This window comes from Nonomuraea maheshkhaliensis (genome assembly GCF_039529435.1).
GTDB classification, from domain to species: domain Bacteria; phylum Actinomycetota; class Actinomycetes; order Streptosporangiales; family Streptosporangiaceae; genus Nonomuraea; species Nonomuraea maheshkhaliensis.
In genome coordinates, this window is the sequence record NZ_BAAAMU010000122.1 from 16,801 (window position 1) to 31,855 (window position 15,055).

Here is a 15,055-nt window from a genome sequence, read left to right on the forward strand (position 1 = left end):
CGGCGGGGCCCGTGGCGATGAACCACGCCGCGCGCCACCCCGGCCACCCGGCCGAGCCGATCCTGCAGAGCACCGTCGCCCGCTGGGACCTGGACCGGATCGTCGAGGGCTTCCGCGCCGAGGCCGGCGAGGAGGCCGGCGAGGAGGCCGCCACGGCGGCGAAGGCGTTCCTCACCGAGGGCACGCCGGAGACCTTCGCCGCCTTCGGTCAGCTCTGCGCCCCCGCCTGCAGCCCCGACCCGAACTTCCCCGCCGAATCCGACATCCAGGCCATGTCCCGCATGGTCCCGAACCCCGGGCTCACCATGAGCTTCATGTCCACCGCCCGGTTCGACCTGACCGCGCGCTTGTCCCTCGTCCAGTGCCCGGCGCTCGTCCTGGCCGGCGCCCGCGACCCCATCACGCCCCTGTCCACGGCGCGGGAGATCGTGGACGGCCTGCCGGGGCGCCCGCCTGGAGGTGTTCGAACGCTCGGGCCACCTCATCCCGGACACCGAGAGCGACCGGTTCTTCCCGCTGCTGCGCTCCTTCATCACCGGCTGACGTCCCCGGAGCAGCGACGACACGTGGGCGGGGGGCAGGGCGACCGAACAGGTATGGCGCGCCCCGGCCATGAACCCGCCCTGAACGCGACCGCGTACATCGTGGAAATCGGCATCCCCGGAGACCACGATGACCATCCGCCGGCTTCCTCTCGCCCCCCTGGCCCTCGCCCTTGCCCTCGCCGCCGCCACCTCCGCCTGCAGCGGGCCGGGCGGTGAGCGGCCCGCCGCGGCTCAGCTCGCGAGACCCACGGGCGTGGTGACGGTCGCGCAGGCCAGGGACCTCCTCAAGCGCTGGGACGACGGCGTCAAGCGGGCGGAGCTGGCGGGCGGCACCGACTACGGCGCGGTCGAGGCGGGCCTGGCCGCCCGGATCGGCAAGGCGAACAGCAGGCTGCGCGAGATGCTCGGCGAGAGCGTGCGCACCTCGCACGCCGCCATCGTCAAACCGCGCTTCGCCATCCCCGCCAAATGGGCCGCGAACCCGCCGTGGTTCATGGCCGACTTCGCCCGTAAGGGCGAGAAGGGGTGGAACCAGCTGATCTTCCAGCAGACGTCCGGCGGCTGGAAGGTGGTGGCGATGTCCGGCACCTCGGCCGGGGCCAGGCCGACGGTCGCCGCCCGCGACGAGCACGGGCTGGCGACCGTGCTGCCCGCCGGGGAGCGTGGCGGGCTGACCGCCTCGCCGCAGGAGATCGTCCGCGCGCACGCCCGCGTGGAGACCACGCTCGACCAGGACGAACGCGCGCGCGGCCTGTTCAGGTCGGACGCCCAGCCGCGCCGGCTGGGCCGGGCCAAGCTGGCCCTGCGGGAGCAGGCGCGCGGCCAGTGGACCATGACCAGGCAGTGCCGGCCCACGTCGGGGCCGTTCGCGCTGAAGACCGCCTCCGGGGGCGCCCTCGTCTGGTACGGGGTCACCTCGAAGGAGAGGTTCGTGGCCCGGCCCGGCGCGGGGCAGCTCGCGTTCACCGACCGGCCGACGGCCGCCGTGACCCACGGCAGGCGCTACACCAAGCGCGTCACCGTGACGTCCGCCGCCTTCTACCTCGCCGTCGTCCCCAAGTCAGGACGGATCCGGGTCCCCTCCGAGACCGCCGGCTACCTGGGCGCCACCGGGTCGTGACCCGAGCCCGGCGCGGCCGTACGTCGTCGTGCGGGGCCTGGGGTGCGGGAGACTTGGGGGGTGAGTTCCGAGAACGACGGCCGGCCCAGCCCTCCCACGACGAGCGCGTCCATCGTGGTGCTCACGCTGGCGCGGCGGATCGAGACCGAGCTCAACGCCGCCCTCGCGCCGCTCGATCTCACGGTGCGGCGGCTGGGGCTGCTCGGGCACATCGCGGCGGTGCCCGGCATCTCGTTCAGCGATCTGGCCCGCATGTCGGGCATCACGGTGCAGAGCGTGCACGCGGCGGTGAAGTCGCTGGCCGGGGCGGGGCTGGTGCGCGACAACACCGCCCGCGCGGGCTCCGCCTCCACCATCGAGATCACGCCTGAGGGGGCGCGGCTGCTGGGAGCCGCCAGGGAGGCGGTGGGGCGGGTGGACGAGCTGATGTTCGGGGCCGCGGCCGACCCGATCCAGCGCAAGGTCGGCGAGACCATCCGCGCCGCCTTCGCCCCCTGATCCGGCGCCCGCAGACCAAGTTCGCACCGACCCGGGGTCGTACGATCGACGGCCATGTCGTCTTCGCCCCAAGGACCGCTGGTCGCGTCGATCCTCGCTCTCGTCCTGATCGGCGGCGGTGGCGCCACCGCCTGCGCCTTGCTGCCCCCGCAGGCTCGCGGCGGCGATGACGGCGCCCGGACCGAGGCGACGGTGCCGGAGGAGCGGAGGAAGGAACGTGCGGCCGTCGAGCCGGCTTCGTTCAAGGGCGAGGACCTCTGCTCGATCTTCCCCTCCGGTCTGCTGAAGAGGCTGGTCCGCGACGCGCAGGAGAACCCGGCGGACGACACGTCCACGATGTCGTCGGCGGAAAGCACCTGCGCCTGGGAGTCGGGCGAGCAACCACGGGGCAGGGTCGAGCAGAAGCGCGACCTCAAGGTGACCGTGACCATGCCGACGTACTTCCGCACGGTTTCCGCCGGAAGTGCCTTTGCACACGTCCTGTCCCCTGGAGGCGAAGGCCAGGACGAGCACCCGCAACACCGACCACGCCGGCCAGCGCTGGGCGGTGTGCGCCTGGAGCAGCGTCTTCGAGCCCGACGGCAGCGGCGAGACCGGGTGCGACATGGTGAGCCCGCGGGTGCACGTCACGACCATGAAGCGGGGCGCCGCCGCGGCGCGCGCCGAGTTCGGGCGGAAGAGGCGGGACGCCGCGGGCGTGTCGAGTGAGCGGCTGACGGGCCTGGGCGAGCAGGCGTTCGTGCGGCTCAAGACCAGTACACAGGTCGTCAACCGGCGCGAGGCGATCCTCGTCTACCGGGTGGGCGGCCAGGTCGTCGAGGTGACGTTCGGCGGTCTGTCCACCGTGCCTTCGACCGCCGGTCCCGACTCCGGCACGACCGCGCTCAGCGATGAACGGGTGCTGAACCCGGTCAAGGACATCGCCAGGCAGTTGGCCGCCCGCACCGCCGGCAAGTGACGCCACCGGCCGCCCCGGCGGTTCAGGCGAGCGGCTCGTCGGCGAGGTACGGCGGCGCGGGGTCGTACTGCATGACCCGGCGCACGGCGCGGGCGTGCTCGCGGCCGTGCAGCCGCCCGACGAGCCACAGCGCGCTGTCGATGCCGGCCGAGATGCCCTGGCTGGTGAGCAGGCCGCCGTCCACGACATAGCGGGCGTCCCGCACGACCGTGACGTCCCCGCGCGCTTCGAGGTCGTCCTCGCGGCTCCAGTGCGTGGCCACCCGCCGCCCGCGCGCGAGCCCGGCCGCGTGCAGCAGGAACGTGCCGGTGCAGACGCTCGTCACCCAGCTCGCCTGGGCCCCGGTCTCGGCGATCCAGGCGACGACGTCCGGATGGTCCGCCTCGACCGTGCGCGTGCCGCGCCCGCCGGGGACGAGCAGCACGTCCAGCGGCGGATGGTCGCCGAGGGTGTGGTCGGGCAGCACGCGCATGCCCTTGGCGCAGCGCACGGGGCCGGGGTTCTCGGCGATCAGCACCGCCGTGTCGCCGCCCTCGCGCAGTTGCGCGGAGACGGTGAAGACCTCCCACGGGCCGGCGAAGTCGAGCTCTTCCGCCTGGTCGAAGATGAGCAGTCCGTACGTGGTCACAGGTCGCCTCCCAGGGCGGTGGAGTGGAATCGGTCCCGGTAGTCGGAGGGGGCGACGCCGACCCGGCGGTGGAACGTCCGGCGCAGGGTCTCGGCGGTTCCGAAGCCGCAGCGGCGGGCGATGGCCTCGACCGGGTCGTCGCCCTCGGCGAGCGCGCGCTGGGCGGCCTCGATCCGGACGCGTTCGACGTACGAGCCGGGCGGGACGCCGAGCTCGGCGGTGAAGCGGCGCTGCAGGTGGCGCGGGCTGAGGCCGGCCCGCTCAGCGAGGTCCCTGATGTCGTGCCTGGCGCCGGGGTCGGCGTGGATGGACGACACGGCGGCGCGTACGGGGTCGCTGGCCGGCTGCCTGGACCACAGCCCCACGCTGAACTGCGACTGGCTGCCCGGCCTGCGCAGGAAGAGGACCAGCCGCCTGGCCACGCCGTGGGCGACGTCGCGGCCGAGGTCGTCCTCCACCAGGGCGAGGGCGAGGTCCATGCCGGCGGTGACCCCGGCCGACGACCAGACGCGCCCGTCCCTGACGAAGATCGGATCGGCGTCGACGGTGACCTCGGGGTGCTCCGCCGCCAGGCGTTCGGCGCGCGCCCAGTGGGTGGTCACCCGGCGGCCGTCGAGCAGGCCGGCGGCGGCGAGCAGGAACGCCCCCGTGCACACCGAGGTGGCCCGGCGGGCTCCCGCTCCGGCGGCGGTGATCCAGGACAGCAGCGCGGCGTCGTTCCTGGCCTCGTAGACGCCGGAACCACCGGCCACGACCAGGGTGTCCACGCCCTCGGCGGACAGCGTGGCGGGCCCGTGGCCGGCGTGCACGGGCAGGCCGCTGCTCGCCCGCACCAGGCCGGGGGCGGGGGCCAGGAGCTCGCAGGTGTAGGCGCCGGCCTGGTGGAAGACCTCGTACGGGCCGGCCAGGTCGAGTGACTGGAATCCGTCGAAGACGACGAAGACGACGCGACGCTGTTTCACCTTTCCAGCTTGTGGGCGGGCCGGAGATGGCGTCAACGACCGCCACCCCACAGATCGCGCCATCGCGATCACCCCCTTCAGGGACCCTGAAGGTGTCGTGTTAGGCTTCAGGCCACCTGAAGGTTGGAGGGAGAACGATGGAACATCTGCTGCTGTCGGTCCACGTGCTGGCCGGCATCCTGTTCGTGGGCGGCTCGGCCATCGCGACGAGCCTGTTCCCGCGCTACGTCCCCATCGCCGTCCCGGCCATGGCCGGCGAGGCGGCCCACAGCGGCGTCGACGGCGGGGGCGACAGCGGGGGCGATGGCGAGGGCGCGTCCAAGGGCGCCACGAGCCCGCGAGCCGTGGCCGGCGAGGCGGCGGACGAGGCGGGCGGCGAGGGGCGGAGCCGGGCCGTGGCTCTGGCGCTGCACCGCATCACCCGCGGCTACAGCCTCGGCGGCCTGATCGTGCCCGCCGCCGGGCTCGTCCTGGCCGTCGTGCAGGGGCGTACCGGCGAGATCTGGATCATCCTCGCCGTCGTCCTCACCGCCGCCGCCGGCTTCCTGCTCGCCGTGCAGATCCATCCGCGCCAGCGCGACGCCCTGGCCACCCCCGGCGACCGCGCTAAGCTGCGGCCCCTGTCAATGGTGGCGGGCTTCTACAACCTGCTGTGGACGATCGTCGTCGTGCTGATGATCGTGCGTCCCGGCGCGGGCGAGGGGGCCTGATGTCCGTCCGCGCGCTGCGGATCGCGGCCGCCTTCGAGACCCTCTCCCTGGCGGTCCTGCTGAACAACCTGGCGACCGTGCACGAGCCGGCGGTGGCCTCGCTCGTCGGCCCGGTGCACGGCGCGGCCTATCTGGCCGTCATCGCCGTCACCGTGCTGATCCCCGGCAGCGCCGCGACCGGCGCCCGCTGGCGCGCCGTCGTCCCGGTGATCGGCGGCCTGCTCGCCCTCTGGCGGCTCCGCGCGTCCGCACACTAGACGATATTTCTAGACAAGTAAGGTTTCGAATCCTACGTTCGAGGAGGTTCGCCGACCGCGCTCCCCGGATGAGGTGACGTCCCATGCCCATGGACCAAGCGACGACCGCGCTGCTGGAGCAACTGACCGCGATGGGAGGGCCGCCGCTGCACGAGCTCCCGCCCGAGGAGGCGCGCGCCGTCAGCGCCGGGCTGAACGAGCTGAGCGGCAAGGGCCCCGACGTGGCCCGGGTCGAGGAGGTCACCATCCCGGCCGAGGACGGCGGTTCGTTCCCGGCCCGCGTCCTGGTCGCGAACGGCACCCCGCGCGGCGTCATCGTCTACTACCACGGCGGCGGCTGGGTCATCGGCTCCATCGACGAGTTCGACACCCTGGGCAGGGAGCTGGCCGTGCGCACCGGCTGCGCCGTCGTGCTGGCCGGCTACCGGAAGGCCCCCGAGCACCGTTACCCGGTCGCCGCCCGCGACGCCTACGCCGCGCTGCTCTGGGCCGCCTCGGACATGCCGGGCCTGCCGATCGTGGTGGCGGGCGACAGCGCGGGCGGCAACCTGGCGGCGGTCGTGGCCCAGCGGGCCAGGGACGAGAACGGCCCGGCCATCGCGCTGCAGGTGCTGGTCTATCCCGCCACCGACTGCGACCTGGACAACGACTCCTACCGCGCTCCGGACAACCAGCTCCTGCTCACCCGCGACGCGATGGTCTGGTTCTGGGACCACTACGCCCCCGACCCCGCCTCGCGGGCCAACCCGGACGCCTCCCCGCTGCGGGCGGCCGACCTGTCCGGCCTGCCGCCGGCGCTGGTGCTGACCGCCGAGTACGACGTCCTGCGCGACGAGGGCGAGGCGTACGCCGAGCGGCTGCGGCAGGCGGGAGTGCCGGTGGAGTTCCGGCGGTTCGAGGGCCAGATGCACGTCTTCTTCACGCTGGTGAACGTGCTGCCGGCCAGCGCCGAGGCCCTCGACCTGGTCGCCTCCGCCGTCGAGCGCGGCCTGAAATGAGCGAAGGGGCCCGGCTTCAGTGCGCCGGGCCCGCCCGTTCTGTCGTCAGGAGAAGAGCTGGGTGAGTTTCAGGAACAGCTCGTAGACGCCGTACGCGAACGGCACCCCCACCCAGAGCCACGCCACCACCTTGAGCCAGGTGTGCCCCTCACTCATATCGCCTGTCCCTTCTCCGTCACCTGCGGGTCGAGCCGCTGCACGGGCTTCTCGTGGAATCTCTCGTGCACCGGCCGGATCAGCTCGTTGGCGAGGAAGCCGACCACGAGCAGCCCGATCATGATGAACAGCGAGGTCGTGTAGAGGTCGGGCCCCGCCCGGCCGGCCGCCTTCTGGCCGTCGGCGATGGCGTTGATGATCAGCGGGCCGAGCACGCCGGCGGTGGACCAGGCCGTGAGCAGGCGGCCGTGGATGGCCCCCACCTGGTAGGTGCCGAACAGGTCCTTGAGGTAGGCGGGCACGGTCGCGAACCCGCCGCCGTAGAAGGACAGGATGCCGATCGCGCACAGGATGAACAGCGGCCTGGAGCTGTCGCCGGCCAGGGCGATGGCGAGGTAGAGCAGCCCGCCGACGCCCAGGTAGACGCGGTACATGTTCTTGCGCCCGATCAGGTCCGAGGTGGAGGACCAGACGAAGCGGCCGGCCATGTTGGCCAGCGACAGCAGCGCGACGAAGCCGGCCGCCGCGCCGACGGCGACGGGCGCCTGTGTGCCGGCGAAGAAGTCCCTGATCATCGGCGCGGCCTTCTCCAGGATGCCGATGCCGGCCGTGACGTTGCAGCACAGCACCACCCACAGCAGGTAGAACTGCGGGGTGCGGATGGCGTTGGCGGCGGAGACGTCGGCGCTGGTGATCAGCGGGCGCGCGCTGATGGCCGCGGGCGGGCTCCAGCCCTTGGGCGTCCACCCGTCGGCGGGCACGCGGACGAGGAGCACGCCCATCGACATGAACACGGCGTAGACGACGCCGTGCACGAGGAACGTCGTGGCGATCCCACCGGTGTCGGCGCCGAAGGAGGACAGCATCTGCGCCGACCACGGCGAGGCGATGAGCGCGCCGCCGCCGAATCCCATGATCGCGATGCCGGTGGCCATGCCCGGCCGGTCGGGGAACCATTTGATCAGTGTCGAGACCGGCGAGATGTAGCCGATGCCGAGCCCGATGCCGCCCACGAAGCCGTAGCCGAAGACCACCAGCCAGTACTGCCGGGTGGCCACGCCCAGCGCCGACAGCAGGAAGCCGGAGGAGAAGCAGGCCATCGAGACGAACATCGCCCAGCGTGGCCCGTTGCGCTCGACCAGCGTGCCGCCGAAGGCGGCCGACAGCCCGAGCATGACGATGCCGAGCTGGAACGGGAGCGCGCTCTGGGTGCCGGAGAGCCCGAGCGAGGATTCGAGCGGGGGTTTGAAGACGCTCCACGCGTATGCCTGCCCGATGGCCAGGTGCACGGAGAGCGCGGCGGGCGGCACGAGCCATCGGCTCCAGGTGGGTGCCGCGATGGTACGAGAACGACTGAGGAATCCTGCGGAGCTAGCGAACCTGGTCCTGTCTGCCACGCACCACGGGTACCACATACGGTATGCAGTATTTGAAAACCGTACAAGTTTTACGGCGAGCGGTCAGTTCCCGTCGGCGAACGGTTCCCGACTCGTGCTCATTCATGAGCGGTGCGACCGCCTGACCGGCCCGGACCGGGCGGCACCCTAGGGAAAGCCCTAGGTCACCCCCGTGGCGGCACCCGCGCGCCCGGTGGCAGGGTGCCGTCTGCGGGCTCGGGAACGTTCCCCGCGCCCGCACCGAGACGACACCCGGGCAGGTGGACGACATGACCGAGCCAACGAGCGGGGTGGCGAAACAGGAGCTCCAGGACTTCCTGCGCACCGCCGACAAGCTGACTCTCGACGACCGCAAGCTGCTGGTCCAGCAGGCGCTGGTGCTGATCGAGCAGAACTACGTGCACCTGCCGCTCAAGGCCGCGATGCACGCCGTCAACCCGGTGCAGCGGCTGCGGCTGCTCGCGGTCCGGCTGAGCCGGCAGACCCCGGCGACCATGGGCCCGGAATGGCGCTTCCACGCCGAGCTGTCGGAGATCTTCCACTCCGTACGCGACCTGCACACCAACTACCTGCTGCCGTCCCCGTACGCCGGCAAGATCGCCTACCTCCCGTACCTGATCGAGGAGTACTACACCGGCGACGAGCGCCACTACGTGGTCACCATGACCGTCGAGGGCTTCACCGCGCCCGGGTTCGGGCCGGGCGTGGAGGTCACCCACTGGAACGGCGTCCCGATCGACCGGGCGGTCGAGCGCAACGCGGCCAGGTTCGCCGGCGGCAACCCGGGCGCGCGGCACGCCCGCGGCCTGCAGTCGCTGACGATCCGGCCGCTGCTGCTGCACGTGCCGCCCGAGGAGAGCTGGGTCGTGCTCACCTACGTCGGCGCCGACGGGATCCGCAGGGAGCTGCGCGAGAGCTGGCGGGTCAGCGACAACCAGCCGTCGTTCGTGGACGCCGACCAGCTCAGCGTGGCCGCCACGGCCCAGGGTCTCGACCTCGGCGCGGACGAGATCGGCCGGGCCACCAAGATGTTGTACGTCCCCGAGGCCGTCACCCCGCTGGAGACGCTGGGCGGCGCCGAGCTGACCGCCGAGCCCGCCGGGCCCGGCGCGGACCTGCCCACGTCGATGCCCGGCTTCTTCCGGGCCAGGAGCGTCGTCACCCCGTCCGGCGTCTTCGGCCACCTGCGCATCTTCAGCTTCAGCGTCAACGACCCCGACGCGTTCGTGCGCGAGTTCGTCCGGCTGGTCGAGCTGCTGCCGCAGGACGGGCTCGTGGTGGATGTACGCGGCAACGGCGGCGGGCACATCTACGCGGCCGAGTTCCTGCTGCAGACGCTCACCCCGCACCCGATCACGCCCGAGCCGACCCAGTTCGTCACGACGGCGCTGAACCAGCGCGTCTGCGCACAGCACGAGGAGAACCCGACCGGCGAGATCGACCTCGGCCCCTGGTGCCCGTCCATGGAGCAGGCGCTGGAGACGGGCGCGGTCTACTCCGGCAGCTTCTCCATCACCCCCGCGGACGGGGCCAACGCCATCGGCCAGCGCTACTTCGGCCCGGTCGTGCTGATCACCGATGCCCTGTGCTACTCGGCGACCGACATCTTCGCCGGCGGCTTCCAGGACCACCGGATCGGCCCGGTCCTCGGCACCGACGACAGCACGGGCGCGGGCGGCGCGAACGTGTGGACCCACGCGCTGCTCAAGCTCCTGCTCGAACTGCCCTCTCCCGCCGCCGGCAACCCCTACCGGCCGCTTCCCGGGCAGGCGGGCATGCGGGTGTCGATCAGGCGCACGCTGCGGGTGCACGACCTGGCCGGCACGCCCGTCGAGGACCTCGGAGTCGCGTCGGACCACCGGCACCGGATGACCCGCGACGACGTCCTGCACGGCAACGCCGACCTGCTCGCCCGCGCGGGCGAACTGCTGGCCGGGCGGCCGGTGCGGCGGCTGGACGTGCGGGTCACCGGTTCCGGCCTGACGCTGTCGACCCGGCTGATCGACCGGGCCGACGTGTACGTGGACGGGCGGCCGGCGGTGTCGGTGGACGTGACCGGGCCGGACACGGAGGTGCCGGTGCCGGGGGCGGCGGGCGCGGGCGTCATCCGGGTGGAGGGCTTCGAGCACGGCGACCTGGTCGCCGCCCGGACGATCCGGCCACAAGGCTGAGAGCGTTCGTCAGCGGGCCCGGCCGGTGGCCAAGGGGCCGGTGGACTGGGGGCCGGTGGACTGGGGGCCGGTGGACATCGCGCGGTCGGCCTCGGCGACGAGCGGGCTGTCGCGGAAGCGCTGCCAGCCCGCCCGCAGCCGGCGCAGCTCGTCGCCGACCCGGGCCGAGGCGGTCAGCCGGACGTCGTCGCCGAACCCGAGCGCCGTGACGGCGGCCCGCTCAGGGTCCCCCGCGCGCAGGTAGGCGTTGGCCGCCCGCAGGCCGATCAGCACGCGGGTGCGGGTCTCGACGGGGCGGCGGGCGTTCATGGAGGCGGTGAAGTGGCGGGCCGCGGTGGCGTGGTCGCCGAGCTGGGTGAGGGTGAGCCCGATCTGGTGCTCCAGGGACTCGTGCCGGTAGTTGCCCCAGCCCGCCTCCTGCGGGGAGCCGGCCCGTTCGAGCTGGTTCTCCGTACGGCGCAGCAGGTTGAGCGCGTCCCAGCGGGTGCCGGCCGCCGCGTGCGCCTCGGCGCGCATGCCGGTGATCCAGGCCAGCGTGCGCCGGGGGCCGTGCCCGCCGAGGGCGGAGGCGGCGGCGTCGGCCAGCGCCAGCGCCTCGCCGTCGTGACCGAGCTCGGCCGCCTGCACGGCCATGCTGCGTAACGCCGTCGCCCGTAACAGCAGGTCGCCGGCCTCGTCGGCGAGCCGCACGGTGCTGATGTAGTAGCGCTGCGCCAGCGCGTTCGCGCCGGCGTCCATGGCCATGTACGCGGCCAGGTAGCCCAGGTCGGCCGCCGCGGCGAACAGGTCCGGCCTGGTACGCCCGCTCGCCTCGCGCAGCAGCGGCGTGACCTCGCGCGCCAGGTAGGCGGCGACCGCGACGCGAGCGTGGGCGCCGCCGAACCGGTCGTCCAGGTCGGCGAAGGCGACGGTGGCGGCCCTGATGCGGGCCACGTCGCCCGCGCCCGGGCGGCCGGACGGGCCGGGGACGCGGGCGCGCCGGGCGCTTCGGGCGGACGTTCCGGAAATGCCGGACAGGTTCGACAGGCTGGACAGGGCGGCGAGCGTGAACGTGCCGGCGGTCAGCACCGTACGGCGGTTGAGCAGGTCGTCCTCCCCCAGCGTGGCCAGCCGCGCGACCGGGTCGCCGCGCCAGGGGTCGTCGGCAGGCGGCCCGGCCCCTGGATCCGGCCAGCCGAGGTGCGCGGGGCCGAGGTCGGGCCGGCCGAGCCGGCGCCGGAACGCCTCCACGGCCGCGTGCACCGCCTCGGGCCTGGGCACGGTGCCGGTCAGCCAGTGCCCGACGGCCGAGCGGTCGTAGTGGATCCGCTCCCCGGTCTCGGCGGCGACGGCGTTGACCTGCTGCGCGGTGGCGGCGTGGGTCCAGCCGGCCTGTTCGATGAGCGCGGCGAGGGCCCGGTTCACGACCGGACGGGTGCGCCGTGGCGGCATCGCATCTTCACATCGCTTCACATCGCGGTGCCCTCGACGATGCGCCGTACGGAGCGCACCGTCAATAGTGCGGACCGTGACGTGGCGGCCCGGATCGCGGCCGAACGAGAGGAAAGACGGCATGACAGGCAGGAACGGCGGTGGCACTCCTCCCTACGGGGACAGCGCCGGCGGACCACCGTACGAGGGAGGCGGCGGCGCTCCCCCGCGCCAGGACGACCGCAGCGCCGGGGCTGTGCGCAGGGACGGGGCGGCGGTGGATGTGGCGCACGCCGAGTTGCTGGCCGCGCTCGCGGGCCGGCCGCTGGTCACCGTCGACCGGTACAGCACCGCCCTGCGCACCGGCTACACCGGCCCGGCCCCCGTCGAGTCGCTGCGGCCCGCCCTGGGCATCGGCTGCTACTCGGCCTGGGACCCGGCCCTGCCCGGCATGGTGGTGGCGGCCGAGGATCGCACCAGGACGCGTTCCGTCGCCGAGCGGCACGGCTGGTTGCGCCGCGTGCGGCACGACGCCGCCCGGCACCTGGTCAAGCTCGACCGCCCGCCCGTCATCTCCAGCAGGTGCGCAGGCGCCCGGCTGTCGGAGCTGGCCGGCCCAGGAGCGACGGTGGCGGCGATCGGCGAGGGCGTGCGGGCCACGATCGAGGCCAGGCACCTGCTGGACGACCTGCTGCGCGCGGCCGGGGTGCCCGCCGTGGCGCGGATCCGCTGCGTGCCGGCCGAGCGGCTGCCCGGCCTGGCCGAGTTGCGCCGCGCGGTCGGCACCGAGCGGGTCGTGGTGCAGGCGCGCGGCCTGGGCGGCGGGCGCCGCGGTGTGATCGTGTCGGGTGACGCCGACATGTATCGTGCGGCCAGGCTGCTGGGGCCTTACCGCGTGGCCGCGTACGTGGACGGCTGGCCGTGCGCCGTCACCGCGCTCAGCGTCCCGGACGGCGAGGGCGGCGTCAGCGTGTACGTGGACCGCCCGTCCCACGGCGCCACCGGTGTCCCCGAGCTGGGCGTCGGCCCCCTGTGCCCGGCCGGGCGGGACTGGTCACGCCCGTGGCCGGTGCCGGCCGCCGCGCTGCTCATCGAGTGCGCCGAGCGCATCGGCGTCTGGGGCTGGCGCCGGTACGGCGTCGCCGGGCTGTTCAGCGTGCACGCGCTGCTCACGCCGGGCGAACGGGTCCTGGTGTCGGCGATCAAGTGGCGGCACGACGAGAGCGCCGAGGGGTCGGCGGTCAATCAGCAGGCCGTGGGGGTGCCGCCGTTCACGCTGGCGCACCTGGTCGTGATGTTGCGCGGCCGGGTCGGCTGGCTGGCGGATCCGCAGGAGTTCAACCAGCTCAGCCTGCTGCGGGCGACCGAGCGCGGCGGGCCGTTCTCGGTCCGGGTGCGTCATCGGCACGAGTCCCCGGTACGGGTGGCGGCCGGCCGGGGCCCCGGCGTCTACCGGCTCGACCGCGACGGCCGCCTGCGCTGGGCCCGCCCCGCCGCGAGCCCGGCAGAGGCGCGCGCCGACCAGGGCGAGTTCCTGCTGGCGGACCTGCCGGGCCCCGATGTCGTCTGTCATCCGGGGGCCGACCTGGCCACCATCGAGGCGGTCACGGACGGCGCCACGCAGCCCTTCCACGGCCCGGCCAGCGCCTCCCCGTTCACCCGCCGCGTGGCCGCCGCCATCGAGGACCTCTGCCACCCTGCGACCCGTGACGCCGGCCCTTGCCCAGGCTGATGGCTTGTGACGTCAGCGCGGGTCCATGGAGGCCGGGCGCGCCTTCGTGGAGGTCAGCGCAGGCCGATGGCGCTCTCCCAGAACCAGTTCCACCGGATCTCGTCGCGGAAGCGGGCCACCCCCGCCTCGTACAGCACGCCGATCGCCCCGTTCCCGATCAGCGTCATGTCGGAGTAACCGGCGTGGTCGCCGTCGATCCTGATGCCCGCGTTCCCCGCGGCGCCGTCGTGGTGGCGCCAGGTCGCGCCCTCGTCGAAGGAGGAGCGCACGTTCATGCCCACGGGGTTGTTGTCCGTCTTGGGGGTGGCGGGCGCCGACAGCAGGATGCGCGTGTACGGGCCGCCGTCCCAGCGCTGGCGGAGCAGGGCGGGGTGGGTCGGCGGCGCGGTGACGGCGTTGTCGGCGCGGAAGGCGGCGTCGAACGTCTCGCCGCCGTCCGAGCTCGTGGCGCGGGCCAGGCCGTGCACGGAGGTCTGGTCGGGCACCACGCCGTTGCGGGCGATCACGAGGATGGCGCCGTCGGTCCGCTCGGCCAGGGTCTGCTCGCCGAGCTTGAGCACGGACTTGTCGTACGTGGCGGTCGCGCCGATCAGCCAGCTCTCGCCGTGGTCGTCGCTGTAGACCAGCCGCACGCTCTGCCGGTCGCCCACGGCGAAGTAGACGGGCACGACCAGCCGGCCCTCGTGCACGCCGCGCGTGAGCTGGATGCCGTGCCCGGGCCCGGTGGCGAACCAGTCGCCGGCTCCCGCTGGGGCCTTGATGTCGCCCGACAGGTCGCGCGGCTCCGACCACGTACGCCCGTCGTCCAAGCTGACCTGCACCTTCGGGGTGCGTGGCGTGTGCTGCGTGGCGGTCGGCTCCGAGGTGGTGAACAGGAACACCGGCCCGGACGAGTCGGCCACCACGGTCGCGTTGCCCTGGAGTTCCGCCCCCGTGGTGCCGGCCAGGATCGTCCTGCTCGGCTCCCAGGTGACGCCGTGGTCGGTGGAGCGCCGCATGACGACGTCGAACGCGCCGTGGTCGGCGCAGTTGTTCTTGTTGCGCCGTTCGGCGAAGGCGAGCAGCACGTCGTTGCTCGTCTTCACGACCGCGGGGAGCCGGTAGCAGGTGGTGACGTTCTTGCCCGTGGCCGGGTCGGTGGTGACGGACTGCTTCCAGAGGGTCTGCCGGTGCCACGTGTACGTGGGCGGCTGCGCGGCGGCGGCGGGCAGCGCGCCGACGGCCATGATCACAACGACGCCGACCGCGGCGCCGAGGGTGCGTAAGGAACGCATGAGTGCCTCCATCTCGGGCTTCGCGATCATGATCGCACCGGAGACCGGGTCAGCGGGAGGTCAGGACGCGGGCCAGGGCCTCGAAGGTCTCCACGGGGGTGCCGGGCGGCGGGGAGACGCGCAGCACCGGCTCGCGCAGGTGCAGCGGCGCCCGGGCCACCGGCACCACGCCGACCAGCAGGGACGCCTCGGGCGGGCGGGCGGGGGGGGGGGGGGGGGGGGGGGGGGGGGGGGGGGTG

Annotated in this window: 15 protein-coding genes and 1 pseudogene; 9 read left to right on the forward strand and 7 right to left on the reverse strand. The window is 73.6% G+C overall.

Going from position 1 to position 15,055, the window contains the following annotated elements; all coding sequences use genetic code 11:
- Window positions 1-11 precede the first annotated feature (11 nt).
- From ABFX54_RS45795 to ABFX54_RS45810, 4 genes are all read left to right on the forward strand, one after another.
- Window positions 12-761: an alpha/beta fold hydrolase gene (locus tag ABFX54_RS45795; RefSeq protein WP_346113315.1), complete on the forward strand. Its 750-nt coding sequence runs from the start codon at window positions 12-14 to the stop codon at window positions 759-761.
- A complete protein-coding gene (locus ABFX54_RS45800) occupies window positions 673-1,665 on the forward strand; it encodes a DUF8094 domain-containing protein (RefSeq protein WP_346113316.1) in 993 nt (330 codons plus the stop codon). The genes ABFX54_RS45795 and ABFX54_RS45800 overlap by 89 nt, the downstream gene beginning before the upstream one ends.
- A gap of 60 nt (window positions 1,666-1,725) precedes the next feature.
- On the forward strand, window positions 1,726-2,163 hold the full coding sequence (locus tag ABFX54_RS45805) for a MarR family winged helix-turn-helix transcriptional regulator (RefSeq protein ID WP_346113317.1): 438 nt from the start codon (window positions 1,726-1,728) through the stop codon (window positions 2,161-2,163).
- Between the two features lie 463 nt (window positions 2,164-2,626).
- Window positions 2,627-3,121 carry a hypothetical protein gene (locus ABFX54_RS45810; protein WP_346113318.1) on the forward strand — a complete coding sequence of 165 codons (495 nt, stop codon included), beginning with the start codon at window positions 2,627-2,629 and terminating at the stop codon, window positions 3,119-3,121.
- A gap of 22 nt (window positions 3,122-3,143) precedes the next feature.
- On the opposite strand, the gene ABFX54_RS45815 is transcribed toward ABFX54_RS45810, so the two are convergent.
- Window positions 3,144-3,749 (reverse strand): DJ-1/PfpI family protein, encoded by a 606-nt coding sequence (locus ABFX54_RS45815; RefSeq protein WP_346113319.1) that lies wholly within the window; start codon window positions 3,747-3,749, stop codon window positions 3,144-3,146.
- Window positions 3,746-4,711, reverse strand: a complete 966-nt coding sequence (locus tag ABFX54_RS45820; protein ID WP_346113320.1) for a GlxA family transcriptional regulator — start codon at window positions 4,709-4,711, stop codon at window positions 3,746-3,748. The genes ABFX54_RS45815 and ABFX54_RS45820 overlap by 4 nt, the downstream gene beginning before the upstream one ends.
- A gap of 137 nt (window positions 4,712-4,848) precedes the next feature.
- Between ABFX54_RS45820 and ABFX54_RS45825 the strand changes: the two genes are divergently transcribed.
- The 3 genes from ABFX54_RS45825 (at window position 4,849) to ABFX54_RS45835 (ending at window position 6,676) form a co-directional block, all read left to right on the forward strand.
- The gene (locus ABFX54_RS45825) at window positions 4,849-5,421 is read left to right on the forward strand and encodes a hypothetical protein (RefSeq protein ID WP_346113322.1); all 573 of its coding nucleotides are present in this window, start codon (window positions 4,849-4,851) and stop codon (window positions 5,419-5,421) included.
- On the forward strand, window positions 5,421-5,678 hold the full coding sequence (locus tag ABFX54_RS45830; protein ID WP_346113323.1) for a hypothetical protein: 258 nt from the start codon (window positions 5,421-5,423) through the stop codon (window positions 5,676-5,678). Before ABFX54_RS45825 ends, ABFX54_RS45830 begins: the two co-directional genes overlap by 1 nt.
- Window positions 5,679-5,761: 83 nt before the next feature.
- Complete coding sequence (locus ABFX54_RS45835; protein WP_346113324.1) at window positions 5,762-6,676, forward strand: alpha/beta hydrolase; 915 nt, start codon at window positions 5,762-5,764, stop codon at window positions 6,674-6,676.
- A gap of 45 nt (window positions 6,677-6,721) precedes the next feature.
- Here the strand turns inward: ABFX54_RS45835 and ABFX54_RS57265 are convergent, their stop codons facing one another.
- Window positions 6,722-6,832, reverse strand: a complete 111-nt coding sequence (locus tag ABFX54_RS57265) for an MFS transporter small subunit (RefSeq protein WP_428834645.1) — start codon at window positions 6,830-6,832, stop codon at window positions 6,722-6,724.
- Window positions 6,829-8,142, reverse strand: coding sequence for an OFA family MFS transporter (locus tag ABFX54_RS45840; RefSeq protein WP_487047331.1), 1,314 nt, complete (start codon window positions 8,140-8,142; stop codon window positions 6,829-6,831). Before ABFX54_RS45840 ends, ABFX54_RS57265 begins: the two co-directional genes overlap by 4 nt.
- A gap of 356 nt (window positions 8,143-8,498) precedes the next feature.
- Between ABFX54_RS45840 and ABFX54_RS45845 the strand changes: the two genes are divergently transcribed.
- Window positions 8,499-10,400 carry a S41 family peptidase gene (locus tag ABFX54_RS45845; RefSeq protein WP_346113327.1) on the forward strand — a complete coding sequence of 634 codons (1,902 nt, stop codon included), beginning with the start codon at window positions 8,499-8,501 and terminating at the stop codon, window positions 10,398-10,400.
- Between the two features lie 9 nt (window positions 10,401-10,409).
- On the opposite strand, the gene ABFX54_RS45850 is transcribed toward ABFX54_RS45845, so the two are convergent.
- Window positions 10,410-11,804 carry an NsdA family TPR-like regulatory protein gene (locus tag ABFX54_RS45850; protein ID WP_346113328.1) on the reverse strand — a complete coding sequence of 465 codons (1,395 nt, stop codon included), beginning with the start codon at window positions 11,802-11,804 and terminating at the stop codon, window positions 10,410-10,412.
- Between the two features lie 148 nt (window positions 11,805-11,952).
- On the opposite strand from ABFX54_RS45850, the gene ABFX54_RS45855 reads away from it, so the two are divergent.
- Window positions 11,953-13,542: a hypothetical protein gene (locus ABFX54_RS45855; protein ID WP_346113329.1), complete on the forward strand. Its 1,590-nt coding sequence runs from the start codon at window positions 11,953-11,955 to the stop codon at window positions 13,540-13,542.
- A gap of 53 nt (window positions 13,543-13,595) precedes the next feature.
- On the opposite strand, the gene ABFX54_RS45860 is transcribed toward ABFX54_RS45855, so the two are convergent.
- Together ABFX54_RS45860 and ABFX54_RS45865 are read right to left on the reverse strand one after the other, a co-directional pair.
- On the reverse strand, window positions 13,596-14,816 hold the full coding sequence (locus tag ABFX54_RS45860; protein WP_346113330.1) for a sialidase family protein: 1,221 nt from the start codon (window positions 14,814-14,816) through the stop codon (window positions 13,596-13,598).
- A gap of 49 nt (window positions 14,817-14,865) precedes the next feature.
- Window positions 14,866-15,055 (reverse strand): annotated as a pseudogene (locus ABFX54_RS45865) (ergothioneine biosynthesis PLP-dependent enzyme EgtE); the annotation flags it as partial.

Bases quoted from the DNA above. Each gene is read 5' to 3' on its own strand.
- ABFX54_RS45800 (WP_346113316.1), top strand. From the start codon at position 673: ATGACCATCCGCCGGCTTCCTCTCGCCCCCCTGGCCCTCGCCCTTGCC.
- ABFX54_RS45825 (WP_346113322.1), top strand. From the start codon at position 4,849: ATGGAACATCTGCTGCTGTCGGTCCACGTGCTGGCCGGCATCCTGTTC.
- ABFX54_RS45830 (WP_346113323.1), top strand. From the start codon at position 5,421: ATGTCCGTCCGCGCGCTGCGGATCGCGGCCGCCTTCGAGACCCTCTCC.
- ABFX54_RS45835 (WP_346113324.1), top strand. From the start codon at position 5,762: ATGCCCATGGACCAAGCGACGACCGCGCTGCTGGAGCAACTGACCGCG.
- ABFX54_RS57265 (WP_428834645.1), bottom strand. From the start codon at position 6,832: ATGAGTGAGGGGCACACCTGGCTCAAGGTGGTGGCGTGGCTCTGGGTG.
- ABFX54_RS45845 (WP_346113327.1), top strand. From the start codon at position 8,499: ATGACCGAGCCAACGAGCGGGGTGGCGAAACAGGAGCTCCAGGACTTC.
- ABFX54_RS45855 (WP_346113329.1), top strand. From the start codon at position 11,953: ATGACAGGCAGGAACGGCGGTGGCACTCCTCCCTACGGGGACAGCGCC.
- ABFX54_RS45860 (WP_346113330.1), bottom strand. From the start codon at position 14,816: ATGCGTTCCTTACGCACCCTCGGCGCCGCGGTCGGCGTCGTTGTGATC.